Origin of the sequence: Aliiroseovarius crassostreae, from assembly GCF_049803815.1 — a bacterium.
Lineage (GTDB): Bacteria > Pseudomonadota > Alphaproteobacteria > Rhodobacterales > Rhodobacteraceae > Aliiroseovarius > Aliiroseovarius crassostreae_A.
This window is the reverse complement of record NZ_JBNAGI010000006.1, coordinates 101,018-117,639: the sequence shown is the minus strand read 5'-3', so window position 1 is coordinate 117,639 and position 16,622 is coordinate 101,018. Positions and strand designations below refer to the sequence as shown.

General features: G+C 62.0%; 14 protein-coding genes and 1 riboswitch. Of the genes, 10 read left to right on the top strand and 4 right to left on the bottom strand.

The genetic code is table 11. The features are described from left to right. The first annotated feature begins 4 nt into the window (after positions 1-4). From ACP15V_RS14920 to ACP15V_RS14905, 4 genes are read left to right on the top strand one after another with little or no spacing between them, the layout of a single operon-like run. Complete coding sequence (locus ACP15V_RS14920; RefSeq protein ID WP_424944517.1) at positions 5-937, top strand: threonine-phosphate decarboxylase; 933 nt, start codon at positions 5-7, stop codon at positions 935-937. Then, positions 934-1,836, top strand: a complete 903-nt coding sequence (cbiB, locus tag ACP15V_RS14915) for an adenosylcobinamide-phosphate synthase CbiB (protein ID WP_424944516.1) — start codon at positions 934-936, stop codon at positions 1,834-1,836. Before ACP15V_RS14920 ends, cbiB begins: the two co-directional genes overlap by 4 nt. Before the next feature lie 46 nt (positions 1,837-1,882). After that, positions 1,883-3,055: a lytic murein transglycosylase gene (locus tag ACP15V_RS14910; protein WP_424944515.1), complete on the top strand. Its 1,173-nt coding sequence runs from the start codon at positions 1,883-1,885 to the stop codon at positions 3,053-3,055. After that, entirely contained in the window at positions 3,052-3,603 is a 552-nt protein-coding gene (locus ACP15V_RS14905; RefSeq protein WP_424944514.1) for a hypothetical protein, read from the top strand. The genes ACP15V_RS14910 and ACP15V_RS14905 overlap by 4 nt, the downstream gene beginning before the upstream one ends. A gap of 28 nt (positions 3,604-3,631) precedes the next feature. Here the strand turns inward: ACP15V_RS14905 and ACP15V_RS14900 are convergent, their stop codons facing one another. Beyond that, entirely contained in the window at positions 3,632-4,102 is a 471-nt protein-coding gene (locus ACP15V_RS14900) for a YbjN domain-containing protein (RefSeq protein ID WP_424944513.1), read from the bottom strand. A gap of 70 nt (positions 4,103-4,172) precedes the next feature. Further along, positions 4,173-7,628 carry a chromosome segregation protein SMC gene (gene smc, locus ACP15V_RS14895; RefSeq protein ID WP_424944512.1) on the bottom strand — a complete coding sequence of 1,152 codons (3,456 nt, stop codon included), beginning with the start codon at positions 7,626-7,628 and terminating at the stop codon, positions 4,173-4,175. A gap of 201 nt (positions 7,629-7,829) precedes the next feature. Further along, a riboswitch (cobalamin riboswitch) is annotated at positions 7,830-8,046 on the top strand. Positions 8,047-8,082: 36 nt separating this feature from the next. Here smc and cobW point away from each other — a divergent pair. Beyond that, positions 8,083-9,171, top strand: a complete 1,089-nt coding sequence (gene cobW / locus ACP15V_RS14890) for a cobalamin biosynthesis protein CobW (protein WP_424944511.1) — start codon at positions 8,083-8,085, stop codon at positions 9,169-9,171. Further along, a complete protein-coding gene (locus ACP15V_RS14885) occupies positions 9,168-9,632 on the top strand; it encodes a GNAT family N-acetyltransferase (RefSeq protein ID WP_424944510.1) in 465 nt (154 codons plus the stop codon). Before cobW ends, ACP15V_RS14885 begins: the two co-directional genes overlap by 4 nt. Positions 9,633-9,638: 6 nt before the next feature. Here the strand turns inward: ACP15V_RS14885 and ACP15V_RS14880 are convergent, their stop codons facing one another. Continuing rightward, positions 9,639-9,815 carry a hypothetical protein gene (locus ACP15V_RS14880; RefSeq protein ID WP_424944509.1) on the bottom strand — a complete coding sequence of 59 codons (177 nt, stop codon included), beginning with the start codon at positions 9,813-9,815 and terminating at the stop codon, positions 9,639-9,641. A 68-nt stretch (positions 9,816-9,883) separates the two neighbouring features. Between ACP15V_RS14880 and cobN the strand changes: the two genes are divergently transcribed. Both cobN and ACP15V_RS14870 read left to right on the top strand, forming a co-directional pair. Beyond that, a complete protein-coding gene (gene cobN / locus ACP15V_RS14875) occupies positions 9,884-13,585 on the top strand; it encodes a cobaltochelatase subunit CobN (protein ID WP_424944508.1) in 3,702 nt (1,233 codons plus the stop codon). Beyond that, positions 13,582-14,037, top strand: coding sequence for a GNAT family N-acetyltransferase (locus tag ACP15V_RS14870; RefSeq protein WP_424944507.1), 456 nt, complete (start codon positions 13,582-13,584; stop codon positions 14,035-14,037). Before cobN ends, ACP15V_RS14870 begins: the two co-directional genes overlap by 4 nt. A gap of 175 nt (positions 14,038-14,212) precedes the next feature. On the opposite strand, the gene ACP15V_RS14865 is transcribed toward ACP15V_RS14870, so the two are convergent. Then, positions 14,213-14,551, bottom strand: a complete 339-nt coding sequence (locus ACP15V_RS14865) for a hypothetical protein (RefSeq protein ID WP_424944506.1) — start codon at positions 14,549-14,551, stop codon at positions 14,213-14,215. A 299-nt stretch (positions 14,552-14,850) separates the two neighbouring features. Here ACP15V_RS14865 and ACP15V_RS14860 point away from each other — a divergent pair, with 299 nt between their 5' ends. After that, entirely contained in the window at positions 14,851-16,056 is a 1,206-nt protein-coding gene (locus ACP15V_RS14860) for a TsoY family (seleno)protein (RefSeq protein ID WP_424944505.1), read from the top strand. 117 nt (positions 16,057-16,173) lie between these two features. Then, positions 16,174-16,614 carry a GFA family protein gene (locus ACP15V_RS14855; protein WP_424944504.1) on the top strand — a complete coding sequence of 147 codons (441 nt, stop codon included), beginning with the start codon at positions 16,174-16,176 and terminating at the stop codon, positions 16,612-16,614. The last annotated feature ends 8 nt before the right edge of the window (positions 16,615-16,622 follow it).

Sequence of the window (16,622 nt, the reverse complement as noted above, 5' to 3'; positions counted from 1 at the left end):
GCGGATGACCAAGACACGTGATCATGGCGGCGGGCTGGATGCGGCGATCGCCCAATATGGTGGCAAGCGCGCCGATTGGATCGACCTGTCCACCGGTATCAACCCGCACCCCTATCCGCTGGGCGAGTTCGACGCCGAGGCCTGGACAGCCCTGCCCGACAAAGGCGCTTTTGCGCGTCTGGAAACCGCCGCGCGTGCGTTTTGGAAGGTGCCAGAGGGCGCTGACATCCTTGCCGCCCCCGGCGCCTCGGCCCTGATCGCGCGCATTCCCACCTTGCTGCCCACCGGCACGGCCGAGATCCCCACGCCCACCTACAACGAACACGCCGCGGCCTTTGCGGCAAACGGCTGGGAAACCGGGGATGGCGGGCAGGCGCAGGTTCTGGTGCACCCCAACAACCCCGATGGGCGGTTCTGGCTGGACCCGGATTGGGCGCGCGCCTTGACCGTGATTGACGAGAGCTTCTGTGACGTCACCCCCGACATGACCCATATCGCGCGGGCCACGGAACCGGGCACGCTGATCCTGAAAAGCTTTGGCAAGTTCTGGGGCCTGGCCGGGCTGCGGCTGGGCTTTGCCATCGGGGATCCCGCCTTGATTGCCAAGCTGCGCGAGGCGGTTGGGCCATGGCAGGTCTCGGGCCCCGCGCTCGCCATCGGTGCCCGTGCGCTGGAAGATCTGGATTGGGTGGCAACTACCCGTCAGCGGCTTGCGGTCGACACCGCGCGGATGGACGGGACGATGATGTATCATGGCGCGAAGCTGATCGGCGGCACCACGCTCTTTCGGCTTTACGAGGTCGACGATGCCGCCGCGTGGCAGGATAGGTTGGCGCGCGGTCATGTCTGGAGCCGCATCTTCCCCTATTCGAAAACCTGGCTGCGTCTGGGCCTGCCGCCCGCCGGCACCTGGGCCCAATTGGAGGCCGCGCTGTGACACTTGTCTGGGCCATGTTGATCGATGCTTTCCTGGGCGAGCCGGACTGGGCGTGGAAACGCGTGCCGCATCCGGCGGTGATCATGGGCCGCGTGATTGGTTGGGCAGATCAGACGTTCAACCACGGTGACGCGAAGATCCTGAAAGGCACATTTGTGATCCTCGTGCTGGCCGCTTTTGCCGGTGCGCTGGGCGCGGCGATCCCGCACCTGCCGCTGGGGGGGCTGTGGGAGGTGCTGCTGGCCGCCATTCTGATTGCCCAGAAATCACTTTCCGCCCATGTGCAGGCGGTGGCGGACGGGTTGCGCAAATCGCTGTTCCACGGGCGTCAGGCGGTGTCGATGATCGTCGGGCGCGACACGTCTGACATGGAGCCGCCCGCCGTGGCGCGAGGCGCGATTGAAAGTGCGGCGGAAAACTTCTCGGACGGGGTGGTGGCACCGATATTCTGGTTTGTCGTGGCGGGGCTGCCGGGGTTGATGGTCTATAAACTCGTCAATACCGCTGACAGCATGATTGGCTATCGCACCGAAAAGCACGAGGAGTTTGGCAAGTTTGCCGCGCGTCTGGATGATGTGCTGAACTGGATCCCGGCACGGCTCTCGGCCCTTGTCTTCATGGTGGCCCGCCGCAAATGGGATGCCTGGGACGTGATCCGCCGCGATGCCCCTTTACACCGGTCGCCCAATGCGGGCTGGCCCGAGGCAGCGATGGCAGCGGCGCTGAATGTGGCGCTGTCGGGTCCACGATCCTATGACGGCGCGCTGCGTGACTACCCTTGGGTCAACGAAGAGGGCGCGCAGGAGATCGGTGCAAAAGAGGTGGATCAGGCGGTCGACATGCTCTGGTCGGCATGGTTGGTGCTCTTTGTGGGCGCGCTTTTGCTGGCGCTTGTCTAACCGCGCATTTTCGCTAGGCTGCCCGAAAACCAAATCGGGAGTTCCCATGCGTTTGTTGATTACTGCCGGGCTTGTGGCCCTGACCCTGAGCAACCCGGCCTCGGCCATGGTGAAATGTGGCGGATCGTTTTCGGGCTTTGTGACCGCGATGAAGAAAGAGGCGGTGGCGAAAGGCCATGCGCAATCCACCGTCGACAGTTTCTTTGCCGGGGTGAAACAGGACGGGGCGACGCTCAAGGCGGATCGTGCGCAAGGGATTTTTCAGAAATCCTTCATTGATTTCTCCCGTGCGCTGATCAGCCAGAACCGGATGCAGGTGGGGCAATCGAAGCTGAAAAAACACGCCAAGACCTTTGACCGGATGGAGCGGGACTATGGCGTGAGCCGCGGTGTGCTGACCGCGTTCTGGGCCTTTGAAACCGATTACGGCGCGTTTCAGGGCAATTTCAACACGCTGAATTCACTGGTCACCCTGTCCCATGATTGCCGCCGGCCTGAGCTGTTCCAGCCACAAGTCTTTGCAGCGCTTGAGCTTTTTGAGCGTGGGGATTTCAACCCGCGCACGTCAACCGGGGCCTGGGCGGGTGAAATTGGCATGGTGCAGATGCTGCCCGGTGATATTATCGAAGCGGGCGTGGATGGCGATGGGGACGGCGTGGTGGACCTGCGCAACTCGCCCACGGATGCGCTTTTGTCCGGGGCCAATATGCTGCGTGGTCTGGGCTGGCGCGCAGGGGAACCCTGGGTGCAGGAAGTGACCCTGCCCAAGGATTTTGACTGGTCGAAGACTGGTCTGGGCACTGAAATGACAGCCAGCCAATGGGCCAAGCTGGGCGTGACGCCGCGCACAGGCAACCTTGCGAACCTTCCCGCCTCGATCCTGCTGCCGCAGGGGCGCAAAGGCCCGGCCTTCATCGCTTATCCCAATTTTCGTGTTTATTTCGAATGGAACAAAAGCTTCACTTATGTGATGACCGCTGCTTATTTCGCGACCCGGCTGGAGGGCGCGCCGATCTACAAGGCGGGCAATCCTGACCCGGCCTTGTCGGGTGGGCAGATGAAAGCGCTGCAAAAGAAACTGGCCGCGCGCGGGCATGATGTGGGCAAGGTGGATGGCATCCTTGGGGCCAAGACGCGGGTGGCGGTTCAGAAAGAACAGATCCGTTTGGGCCTACCCGCAGATGCATGGCCGACAGCTGGGCTTCTGTCGAAGCTATGACCAAACAGGCCCGTCTTGATGATCTGATGGCGGCCATTCCGCATGTGTTGGCCGCCCCGAAAACCGATGCGCCGATTGACATGCTGTGCTGGCGGCCAGGATTTGGCGAGCGTAGATTTGTCGATGATCTGGCCCTGACTGTTGATGGCGGAATTCCCGGAGATCGCGGACAATCCCACCCGTGGCTGACCTTGCCAGACGGGTCGCCCGACCCGCGCGCGCAGGTTTCTGTTCTGTCCAAACGCGTGGTGGATGCGGTCTGGCTTGACCGTGACAACGTGGTGCATCCGGGCGACCCGATTGTCGCCGATATTGACACATCGTTTGAAAACCTGCCCGCAGGCACACGCCTTCGCGCGGGCAGTGCGGTGCTTGAGGTGTCGGATGTGCCCAATGATGGCTGCGTGAAGTGGAAGCTGCGTTACGGGCAGGACGCCAAGGATTGGCTGGTCCTGCCGGAAACCTTACCGCACCGGCTGCGCGGGGTGTTGTGCCGCGTTGTGCAGGATGGGGTTGTGACGCGCGCCGATCACCTGATCAAGCTTTGAACGCACGCCACGCCCGGCCGTTTGTGGATTACCAGTCGATGTGCTTTTCGAACTTGCCCAGAAGGTTGGTCCAGATTTCGAACATTTCGGAAAAGTCTTCTGCCGTAATCCCATCGGCCCCGGTGTAGATGTCATATTCCACCCGCGCTGCCCCTTCGTCGGTCAGATACGCGCGACCAAAGCGTTGTTCAGTATTCCATTTGTTGATCTTGGCAATGGCCACTTCCCCCTTGGTGGCGTAGCCCGAGAAGAACTGAATTGCGTCACAGGATTTACCGTCATCACAGCCATAGAAATAGACCGAAAACTCGGTGCTGTAATATTTCATGTCGATCTTGGGATCGCCGACGTTGTCTTCGGTCATTTTCGCGGTGGCGTTTTCCGACGCAAAGAAATCCATCAGGCTTTGTGGATTGGCGGCCGTGATGTTTTCAGCAGCCGCAGGCAGGGCGAGTGCCGTGGTCAGGCAAATGGCTGAAAAGATGGATTTAAAAGTCATCATAGTTCTCCCTCGATCTGTTGTCGCCAGCCTATGCAGATGCCAGTTTGCTGGCAATCCTCAATTGGGGTTACGCCACCAGTTCTTCGGCCTTTTTCAGGTCAACACTGACCAGCTGGCTGACGCCCTGTTCACCCATTGTCACGCCAAACAGCCGGTCCATGCGGCTCATCGTGACCGCATGGTGGGTGATGGTCAGGAACCGCGTGTCGGTGCGGCGTGTCATTTCGTCCAGCAGGTCACAAAACCGCGTCACGTTGGCATCATCCAGCGGCGCGTCCACCTCGTCCAGCACACAGATCGGCGCGGGGTTTGCCAAGAACACCGCAAAGATCAGCGCAATCGCGGTCAGGGTCTGTTCGCCCCCCGACAACAGGCTGAGGGTCGAGAGCTTCTTGCCCGGTGGTTGGCACATGATTTCCAGACCCGCATCCAGCGGATCGTCGCTTTCCACCAGCACCAGTTTCGCTTCGCCCCCGCCAAAAAGATGGGTGAACAGGGTCGAGAAGCTGCCGTTCACCTCTTCGAACGCCGTCAAAAGCCGTTCGCGCCCTTCCTTGTTCAGGCTGGCGATCCCGGTGCGCAGCTTCTTGATCGCCTCTTCCAGATCGGTCTTCTCGCGCTTCAGATTGTCATGCTCTTCCTGCACCTCACGCGCGTCTTCTTCGGCGCGCAGGTTCACGGCGCCAAGCGCATCTCGCTGGCGTTTCAGCCGGTTCACGTCATGTTCAATCTGCTCGGACGAGGGCATTTTCTCCGGGTCTGCATCAAGGCTTTCCAAAAGCGCTTGCGGCGTGGTTTCCATGTCGTCTTCGATGCGTTCGGCGGCCTGGGTCACGGTTTCACGCGCCGCTTGGGCACGCGCTTCTGCGGCGGCGCGATGTTCGCGGGCCTCACCAGCCAGCCGCTCGGCGTCACGTTCCGTATGGGTCGCCGTGCGTTCCTTGGTCTCGGCTTCGGCGAGCTTGTCAGCGGCCCCCTTGCGGCGTTCCTCCGCGCCCTCGATCTGCTCGGTCAGTTCTTCGCGCTGAATGGCGAGCTCTTCTGGCGCGGCCTGCGCCTCTTCCAGCTCTTCCTCGCTCATCACTTTGCGTTCTTCCAGTTCGGCAATGCGCCGTTCAGCGGTATCCAGACGGTGCCGCCAGCCGGAAATCTCCTTGGTAATCTCCTGACCGCGCTTCAGACGGGCCTCGCCTTCGCGGCGCAACTCATCATGCTGCGAGCGTTTTGCCATCATGGTCATGCGCGCGGCCTCGACGGCCATCTTGACCTCTTCGACGCCCGCGCGGGCCGCGTCCAGATCACCCAGCTCCGCCACGGCGGCTTCGGCCTCTTTCAGGCGGGTGCGTGCGCCAAGGGCCTCTTCCTCGTGACGGCGCACGGCCAACCCCATGTTTTCCAGCTTGCCTTCCGCGATGTTGCGATCGGCCTCGGCGCGCGACAGCGCGCGGCCTGCGTCGGACATGGCGCGATCCGCATCGCGGCGGGCCTCGCGGGCGCGTTTGTCGGCCTCAGCGGCATCCGCCAGCATGGTTTTCAACGTGTCGTGGGCGGCGCGTGCCCCTTCTGCGCGGGCATTGGCCTCTTCCAGATCCTGTTTCAGCTGTTGCAGGCGGTTGAGCTGCTCCAGACGCAGCGCGGCAGTTGATGGCTGGTCCTCGGCCCCCGCCCGGAACCCGTCCCAACGCCACAAATCGCCTTCCAAAGACACCAGCCGCTGGCCGGGTTTCAGCGCCTCTTGCAGGCGGGGCGCGTCTTCGGGTTCACAAATGCCAATCTGCCCAATGCGCCGCGCAAGGACCGGCGGCACGGTCACGTAGTTCGACAGGGCGTTCACCCCATCCGGCAGCGGTTGCGCCTGCGCATAGGCGGGCAGGGTGGCCCAGCCCGAGGGCGCATCATGGCCCACTTCCGGCGCGCGCAGATCATCGGCCAGCGCGGCGCCAAGCGCCTTTTCATATCCCGACTGCACGCGCAGTTGATCCAGCACCTGATCGCCCTCAGTGGCGTCGCGTTCCACCAATCGCGCCAGCGCGGTGACCTCGGCATGAAGCGCGTTCACCTCGCCATCAGCTGATGAGCGCGCAGCGCGGGCATCTGCTTCACGCGATTGCGCCTCATTGCGGGCTTCATCCGCAGCGGCAAGGGCCGCTTCGGCCTCTTCTGCGGCTTCGCTAGCGGCTTCGGCGGCGGCTTCGGCCAGTTCGAAATCTTCTGCCGCTTGCGTCACGGCCTCTTGCGCCTGGGTCACAGCCTCCTGCGCGCGTGCCGCTTCTGCTTCGCTTTTTTCCAGCGTTTTCTGGTTGTCATCAAGCAACCGGTGCGCGGATTGGTGGCGGGCCGCCAGGCGCGCCACGTCTTCGGTCAGCTGCGCCAGATCACCTTCGCGTTCTTGCAGGATCGCGGCACTTTCACGGGCCTGATCGCTGGCCTCGCTGAGCGCATCTTCATGCCCGTCCGAGGCTTTGCGCAGCTGGTCTTGTTCCCATTCCAGCCGTTCGATTGTCTCGCCGGCGTCGCGGTTCAGCCCGGCCTCGCGGTCGATGTCTTTGCCCAACTGGTCGATGCGCCCGGTCAAAACCTGAATGCGTTCCAGCGCCTGCGCCACCTGATCCGAGAGCTGATCGCGGCTGACGGTCAGGCGTTGCAAAATTGCGGCGGCCACGGCCTCTTCTTCGCGGAGCGCTGGCAGCGCGGCCTCAGCTTCTTCGCGGTCCTTGGCGGCTTTGCGGGCCAAAAGTTCGGCCTGCCCCGCCTGTTTCACCCGTTCGGTCAGGATCTCTTCCGCCTCATGGCGGGCCAGATCGGCCTCTTTCCAGCGACGATACAAAAGCAGCCCCTCGGCACGGCGCAGATCATCGCCAATGGTGCGATAGCGTTGCGCCTGACGGGCCTGCCGGGCGAGTTGCGCCAGTTGCGTGGCGAGTTGTTCCAGCACATCGTCCACCCGCGCCAGATTGGTTTCCGTGCCTTTCAGTTTCAGCTCTGCCTCATGGCGGCGCTGATACAAGCCCGAGATGCCCGCGGCCTCTTCCAGGATCCGCCGGCGCGCCTTGGGTTTGGCGTTGATCAGTTCGGAAATCTGACCCTGCCGCACAAGCGCCGGGGAATGTGCGCCGGTGGACGCGTCCGCAAAGAGCATCTGCACATCGCGCGCGCGCACATCCTTGGCATTGACCTTATAGGCCGAGCCCGCGTCTCGGGTGATCCGGCGGACAATTTCCAGGTTGTCACTGTCGTTGAAGCCCGAGGGGGCAAGCCGTTCGGAGTTGTCCAGAAGCAGGGAAACTTCGGCGAAATTGCGGGCGGGGCGGGTGGCGGCCCCGGCAAAGATCACGTCTTCCATGCCACCGCCGCGCATCGCGGTTGGGCGGTTTTCGCCCATCACCCAGCGAAGTGCTTCCAACAGGTTCGACTTGCCGCATCCGTTTGGTCCAACCACGCCTGTCAGCCCGTCAGCGATCACCAGATCGGTCGGGTCAACAAAGCTTTTGAAGCCATTCAGACGAAGTTTTGAAAACCGCAAGCGGCCTGCCTCTTTTTGATTCTCCGGTGAAACAAGTGTTCGCGAGCGATCTGACCCTGTCAATAACGATGCCCGAAATGTGGAGAATCCGGGCGGGTTATCCACAAGATATTGGTGGTTGTACCGGGTTTGGTGTGGAAATTCTGCCGTTTGTGCCCCGGCGCGCGTCGCAATCCATCTTGACGATATTGCCCCCCGCGCGGCAGAACGGGCGGATATGGTTCCCCGCGCGCACCTGATGCAAACGGGGAGAAAAGGGAATGCCGTGCGGGCGACCCAAGTCGGGGTCCAATGCGGCAGCCGCCCCCGCGACTGTAAGCGGAGCGCAGGCGTTCAAGTGCCACTGGCGACAAGCTGGGAAGGCGACGCCGAGCCGAGATCCGCAAGCCAGGAGACCTGCCATATGTGCCTTTTAATGACCCGTCGGGGAGGACGGGCAACGGAGTAGACAAAAATGCTGAGTAAAATCCCCGCCACGGTTGTGACCGGTTTCCTGGGCGCAGGGAAAACCACCCTGATCCGCCATATGCTCGACAACGCAAATGGCAAACGCATTGCGCTGATCATCAATGAATTTGGCGATCTGGGCGTGGATGGTGACATTCTGAAAGGTTGCGGGGATGAGACCTGCACCGAGGATGATATCATGGAGCTGTCGAACGGTTGCATCTGCTGCACCGTGGCCGAAGATTTCATTCCAACGCTGGAAAAACTGTTGGATCGCGAAACCCCGCCCGATCACATCGTCATTGAAACGTCCGGTCTGGCCCTGCCGCAACCCCTGGTGCGCGCGTTCCAATGGCCCGAGATTTCGACCCGCGTGACCGTGGATGGCGTTGTGACCGTGGTTGACGGCAAGGCCGTGTCCGACGGGCAGTTTGCGTCAAACCTGGATGCGGTCGAAGCGCAGCGCAAGATGGATGAAAACCTCGATCACGAAACGCCCCTGTCGGAGCTGTTCAAGGACCAGGTGACCTGCGCCGATATGATTGTGGTGAACAAATCCGACCTGCTGGGCGAGGATGAGGCCGATGCGCTGGTCGGCAAACTGCAGGGTGACAGCCGCGACGGCGTGCAGGTGGTGCGCTCGACCATGGGCGCGCTGCCGGTTGAGGTCTTGTTGGGGCAGGGCATGGGCGCCGAAGATGACATGGACGCCCGCCTGTCGCTGCACGAAAAAGGTCACCATGATCACGACCACGATCATGATCACGATGACGACCGCCACCACGAAGATCATCACCACCACGACCATGACCACGACGCGTTCGAAAGCTTTGTGGTGACGCGCGGCGAAGTGGCGGACCCGAAGGCCTTTGCCGAGAAGGTCGCCGATGTGATCCGGTCGAACAACATTCTGCGTCTGAAGGGGTTTGCCGCCGTCGAAGGCAAACCGATGCGCCTGACCCTGCAGGCGGTTGGGCCCCGCGTCGACACCTACTTCGACCAACCGTTCGGGGCCGCAAAACGCGAAACCCGCCTTGTTGTGATTGGCCAGTCGGGCCTGAACCGTGCCGCGATCGAAGAGGCGCTTTCGGCGTGACGACCGAAATTACCCTCCGAATTGAACCGGGCGATCCGCACCATCCAGAAGCGACGGCGCTGCTTAAGGCAAGCCATGCGCTGATGGAGGAGCTGTTCCCGCCGGAGGACAATTTCTTTCTGGAGATCGACGATCTGTGCGGGCCCGAGATTTCGTTCTTCGTCGCTCGTGAGGGCGCACGGATCCTGGGCACTGGCGCGGTGGCGGACAAGGGTGATTACGGCGAGGTGAAATCCATGTTCGTCGCGCCTGACGCCCGTGGCAAAGGGGTGGGCGAGGCGCTGTTGTCACAGCTCGAAGCGACCGCGCGCGCCAAGGGCCACAAGGCGTTGAAGCTTGAGACCGGCAATGTGCTGCACGCGGCCCATCGCCTGTACGAACGCGCAGGTTTCACCCGTTGCGGTGCGTTTGGCGACTACCCCGAGGCGAACAGCTCGATCTTCATGGAAAAACCGCTCTGAGGGCGATCAGCCATCCTTTTTGGTCGCACCCTGCGCCTTGGCTGCCGCTTTCATCCGGGCCAGAAGATCAGCCTTCTGGTCTTTGCGCTGATAGGGGTTTTTCTCGCTGCCACGTTCGTTATGTTCGCGGTGGCGGGGCGCACCCTTGGCGGATTTGGGCGCTCCGGCGGCTTTGTAATCCATGGCTGAACCTTTCTGATTTTCGGGTGTCTTGCCCGATCACGTGACATCATACAAGCAAGAGGCGGATCATGCATCTTCTCGCAGCGACACCGGGCGCAATTGATGACGGCAAAGAGGCCGTGGATCTGGGGCAGACGCCCGCCGATCTGGTGGTGATTTCCGCCGCCGACACCGAATTGGCCGGCCTGTCCGAAGCGCGATCCTCGATGGAGGCCCCGCCCAGCTTGCGCCTTGGCAATATGATGCACCTCACGCATCCCATGTCGGTCGATCTGCACATTGATGACTGCGCGTCCAAGTCCCGTCTGGTGATTGTCCGTGTGCTGGGCGGCGTGGGGTATTGGAAATACGGGGCCGAGCAGTATTCGGCGCGGCTGCGCGAGGCGGGGGTGCCGCTGGTGCTTTTGCCCGGCGACGACAAACCGGATGCCGAACTGCGTGCGCTGTCCACCGTGTCGGATGAGGATTACGATGCGCTTTGGGCCTATCTCGTGGAAGGCGGGCCGGAAAACTGCACGCTGTTTCTCGACTATGCCAAGGCGATGTTGGAGGACGGGGAAAAGCCCGAAGCCGCCAAGCCGCTGTTGCGTGCGGGGGTCTATTGGCCCGGTGCCGGCGTGTCGGACCTGTCGGCGGCGCAGGCCGCGTGGCGCGACGGCGCGCCTGTCGTGCCCATCGTCTTTTATCGCGCCTTGGTGCAGGGCGCGGGGCTCAACCCGATCAATCGACTGGTGAAATCCATTTTGCGGCAGGGGCTTAACCCGTTGCCGGTGTTTGTGGCCTCGCTGAAAGACCCAGTGTCGGTGGCGACGCTGGAAAGCTTGTTCACCCAGGCCGCGCCGGATGTGATCCTGAACTGCACGTCCTTCGCGGTGGGATCGCCCCATCAGGACGAGGCGCATAAGAACACCAACCCGCTCGCCGCGTCCTTCTGCAATGACGCGCCGATCTTTCAGGTGGTGCTCGCGGCGTCCGGAGAGGCGGCGTGGGAAGAAGGCCTGTCTGGCCTGTCCGCCCGTGACATCGCCATGAACGTGGCGCTGCCCGAAGTGGACGGCCGCATCCTGTCGCGGGCGATCAGCTTCAAGGGTGAGGCGTTTTTTGACGAGGCGACCGAATGCCCCATTGCCACCTACCGGGCGCGCGGGGATCGGGTGCAGTTCGTGGCCGAGCTTGCCGCCAGCTGGGCGCGTTTGCGCCGGGCCAAGGCGGGCGAGCGCAAAGTGGCGCTGATCATGGCGAACTATCCGAACAAGGACGGGCGGCTGGCCAATGGCGTCGGCTTGGACACCCCCGCCGCCGTGGTGCACACGCTGAAGCTTTTGACAAACGATGGTTATCGGGTCACAGATGACCCCGCCGACAGCGATGCGCTGATGCAGGCCGTGATGGCGGGGCCAACCAATTGGCTGGTGGACCGGGCCGAGCGCACAGGCGGCGTGACCCTGTCGATGGCCGACTATCAGATCAGCTATGGGCAACTGCCCTGGGCGTTGCGTGACGCGATCGAAACCCGTTGGGGCAAGCCGGAGCAAGATCCGTTTTTCACCCCCGGTTCCGTGGATTGCGGGCATTTTTCTCTGTCCGTGCTGGAATACGGCAATGTCGTGGTCGGGGTGCAGCCCGCGCGCGGCTATAACATCGACCCGACCGAAACCTATCACTCCCCCGATCTGGTCCCGCCGCACAACTACCTCGCCTTTTATTTCTGGCTGCGCCATCAGCATCGGGCGCACGCCATTGTGCATATGGGCAAACACGGCAACCTCGAATGGCTGCCGGGCAAATCGGTGGCCCTGTCGGAAAATTGCTGGCCCGAAGCCATTCTTGGTCCCGTCCCCCATGTCTATCCGTTCATCGTCAATGACCCCGGCGAAGGCACCCAGGCAAAGCGCCGGGCGCAGGCGGTGATCATCGACCATCTGACCCCACCGCTCACCCGCGCCGAAAGCTATGGCCCGCTGCGCGATCTTGAGGCGCTGGTGGATGAATATTACGAGGCGGCGGGTGTCGACCCGCGCCGGATCGACCATCTGAAGCGGGAGATCCTGTCGCTGACCACGGTGGCGGGGCTTGACAAGGATGCGGGCCTGACTGGCGAGGACGAAGAAAGCGATCTGGCCAAGCTCGACGCCTATCTCTGTGAGCTGAAAGAGGCGCAGATCCGTGACGGGTTGCATGTGTTTGGCCAGTCACCCGAGGGGCGGTTGGAACGTGACCTTGTGCAGGCGCTGGTTCGGGTGCCGCGCGGGCAGGGAGATGGCGGAGATCAGTCTCTAACAAGGGCGATTTCAGCCGATTTCGGGTTTTCCTTCGATCCGTTGGATTGTGACATGGCGGCGAAATGGGAGGGCGATTTTCCCGACGCGTTGGGCAAGCCGTGGCGCTCCAACGGCGACGCCGTAGAGCGGTTGGAGGAGTTTTCGGCGCGCTTGATAGACGGCGAAGTGGACGCCCCCGGCGTGGCCACCCAGGCCGTTCTCGACGAGATCAAATCCCGCGTTCTGCCCGCCGTGCGCGCCTGTGGTCCGGCCGAAGGGGAGGGGTTTCTCACCGCCCTCAGGGGGCAGTTCGTCGCCCCTGCGCCGTCCGGCGCCCCCACGCGGGGCCGTCTGGACACGCTTCCCACCGGGCGCAATTTCTTCTCGGTCGACAGCCGCGCGGTGCCGACGCCCACGGCCTGGGCGCTTGGTTGGAAATCGGCTAGCCTGCTGATTGACAAACATTTGCAAACCCATGGCGATTGGCCGCGCAGCATGCTGGTCACCGCCTGGGGCACGGCGAATATGCGCACCGGCGGCGATGACATCGCGCAGGCGATGGCGCTGATGGGGGTCAAGCCGAAATGGGACAGCGCGAACCGACGCGTGACCGGGTTCGAGGTGATCCCGGTGACCGCGTTGGGCCGTCCGCGTGTGGATGTAACCCTGCGCGTGTCGGGCTTTTTCCGCGATGCTTTCCCGCAGTTGATTGCGCTCTATGACAGCGCCGCGCGCGCCGTGCAGCAGATGGAGGAACCTGATGACATGAATCCCGCCGCAGCGCGGGTGCGGGCGGGCGAAAGCGTGCATCGGGTTTATGGATCAAAACCCGGCGCCTATGGGGCAGGGCTTCAGGCGATGATCGACGAGCGGCTTTGGGCCGACAAGGCAGATCTGGCTGAGGCTTACCTGGAATGGGGTGGCTATGCCTATGGCGCGGCCACCGAAGGCGAACGGGACCGCGAAGGGTTTGAACAGCGCCTCAGCCAAACCGAAGCGATTGTGCAAAACCAGGACAACCGCGAACATGACCTGTTGGACAGCGACGATTATTACCAATTCGAAGGCGGGGCCGCGGCGGCGGTTTCGACATTGCAAGGGCAGGACCGGGTGATTTATCACAACGACCATTCGCGCCCGGAACGCCCGGTCATCCGCACGCTGGAGGATGAGATTGGCCGGGTGGTACGTTCACGCGTGGTGAACCCGAAATGGATCGAGGGGGTGAAGCGGCACGGTTATAAAGGCGCCTTCGAAATTGCCGCCACCGTGGATTACATGTTTGCCTTCGCCGCCACCACCGGCGCCGTGCGCAGCCACCATTTTGACCTCGTTCATGCCGCCTTCATCGAAGATGATGACACGCGGGAGTTCATCGAAGAACACAACGCCCCCGCGCTGCAAGAGATCCTCGATCGCCTGAAAGAAGCGATGGATCGCGGGCTCTGGCAACCGCGTTCCAACTCAGCTCGCGCGTCATTGCAAGAGCTTGGGAATACGCCCGAATGACCGCCCGCCGCGCCACGGTTGACGATGCGCCGTGGGTGCTGGCGCTGATCCAACGCGCATTCGCCGCACATGATGGGCGCATTGATCCGCCAAGCTCGATGCATCGAATGTCAGTGGCGGATGTCGAAACCCAGATCGCAGAGCATGAGGTCTGGGGGATTGGACAGGCGGCCTGCCTCTTCGCGACCCCACAAGACGACGCGCTCTACCTCAGTAAACTCGCCGTACACCCCGAAAAACGCGGCCGGGGGTATGCCCGCCTGCTGCTGGACCACGCAGCGAAACGCGCCCGGGCGCAGGGGAAATCCTGTTTGCGTCTGCAAACCCGCATCGAATTGGTGGAAAATCACGCCGCCTTCCGGGCTTTGGGCTTCAATCAGGTCGGGACCACCCGCCACCCGGGCCATGATCGCACCACCTCTCTCATCTTTGAAAAAACGCTGATCGATTAAGGCAGCCTGACGAAGGCAACCCGACGGCACCTGCCCCTGTATTTTCTGGTCAGAAATATCCCGGGGTGAGCCGCAAAGCGGCGAGGGGCAGCGCCCCTTTCAGGCTCACAACGTGAGCTGCCGACAGCGGGCCGAAGCGTAAGTTGAGGCCCCCGTCGCCCCGCCCAAACTGCCCTTACTGCGGGCGCCCGCCAATCGGCGTGCACTCAACATTTTCCACTACGACCCTGTCATCGGAATGGGTCCAGCGGTCATGGATCTCGCAATCGAAATCCACAAGCAGGGGCGGCGTGGCGGGGGGCAGGTCGCGGCCACAGTTCAGTTGCGCGCGTTGAATGCCTTGATCGCCGCTGAGGGTCCCATCGCGGATCGGACATCCCGTCGCCATTTCGATCGCGATCTTGGCGCGGCGCAGGACCGAGGATTTGCTGGGCAGGGCTTCGGCATTGATCCGATAACTTTCCACCCAATCCTCGCGTCGATGGATTTTGAACCGCGCACCTTCTACTTCCATGTCGTACCTCCAGGTGTCGGCCGTTCGAAAATGTGGGCTGGGGCTGTCGCAGGCAGAGAGCGCGGCAAAAGCGACGAAGATAGGCAGCGATATGGACGTGATATTTGGCATGTTGAAATGCACCTTAGGGCAACCTGGCAGGAGGGGCTTGAAGCGGACCATGACCAGATTGCGCAATCTTGGTTAAGGGATGGTTAACCCGCCCTTTTCTTTTGCGACAGCTTGTCTCTTGTCAATCGCGCAAGCTTCACATATACATATTCGTAAAAATGAATATGAAAGCGAAAAGGATTCGCGCCATGCAACTCTCGCGCCCTGCAGACACCTACAACCCGCTCTATTTCCTCGCCTCGGTTGGGGCGGGGGGGCTGTCCGTCACCTTCTTCATGTACCTGATGTTCTGGGTGCCGCACCCGGGTCGCCCGGTGCCGATCTTCGAAGACCTGTTTGCGGTTATGCAATCGGGATCAATGGGGCTGAAACTCGCCGTCGTTGTCGCCTGGGTTGGCATTGCCGCGATGGTATTTCTGAACCTGAAATACCTTGTCTGGAACCTGAAGCAGTTTTCGGCCTTCAAGCAGACCGACGCCTATCAAACCCTGAAAAATTCCAACGCTGAAACCACCATTCTGGCGATGCCTTTGGCGCTGGCCATGTCGGTCAACGGCATGTTCGTGGCTGGGTTGGTGTTTGTGCCGGGCCTGTGGGTCATCGTGGAATACCTGTTCCCACTGGCGATGCTGGCCTTCCTTGCCATTGGCGTCCTCGCCCTTCGCATCATCGGCGATTTCCTGGGACGTGTGCTGACCAAAGGCGGCGTGTTTGATGTGACCGCCCATAACAGCTTTGCCCAGATGCTGCCTGCCTTTGCCCTGTCGATGGTGGCCGTCGGGTTTGCCGCCCCCGCCGCGATGAGCCACACCACCGCCGTCGTTGCCATTTCGCTGGTGGGGTCGACCTTCTTTGGCACCGCTGCCATCGTTTATGCGCTGGTCGCGCTGGTCACGGCCTTCAACTCGATGCTGCATTACGGCACGTCGAAGGAAAGCGCACCGACGCTGATGATCGTGATCCCGATCCTGACCGTGCTGGGCATCATGTTCATGCGCCAGACCCACGGGTTGCATGAAACTTTCGAGGTGCATTCCTCCGCCGCCGAATCCATGGTGTTCCTGGCCCGTCTGGTCACGATCCAGATCCTGTTCGCCGCCCTTGGTCTGGTGGTGCTGGCCCGCCAAGGGTATTGGAAAAGCTTTGTCTTCGGATCCGACACCTCGCCCGGGTCCTACGCGCTGGTCTGCCCCGGAGTGGCCCTGTCTGTGCTGACCCATTTCCTGCTCAATGCCGGCATGGTCAAGGCGGGTGTGGTCGACAAGTTCTCGCTGATCTACTGGGCGGTGAGTGCCATCGCAATTGCCCTGCAATTTGCCATGGTGGCGCTGGTGGTGCGGTTGAACAAACAGCATTTCGGGCGTGGCGCAGCCATCGTGCAACCTGCGGAATAAATCCAGATTGCAGCTTTCAGACGGGCGTCCAATGGGCGCCCGTTTTTACGTCACACCGCGCTTGCATCCCCCGCATCAAACCGCGACAGTGAGGGGCGAAGGATCAACGAGTTAAACATGCCATACCCCGAACCCAGTGAGACCGGCGAACACACGGGCGAACACACAGGCCATTGCCTCTGTGGGCGGGTGGAATTTGCCTATCACGGCACGCCCTTTCTGCAAGTTATCTGCCATTGCGACAGTTGCCGTCGCGCCTCGGGTGCGGCCACGGTGGGGTTTCTGGGGCTGAAAAATGATCAATGGCACTGGACGGGCGAAGCCCCCGCCAGTTTCGAAAGCTCGCCCGGCGTGAACCGATATTTCTGCCCGATCTGCGGCAGCGCTATCGGTTTTCAGGGCGATCACTACCCGGGCCAGTTTTATGCCCATGCCGCCGCCCTTTCGGATCCGTCGCATTTCACCCCGACAGCCCATGTGCATCATGATGAAATCCTGCCATGGGCCCGCCCCAATGACGACCTGCCCCGCCACCTGACCACCGCAGACCTGCTGTAAGGAAAAGA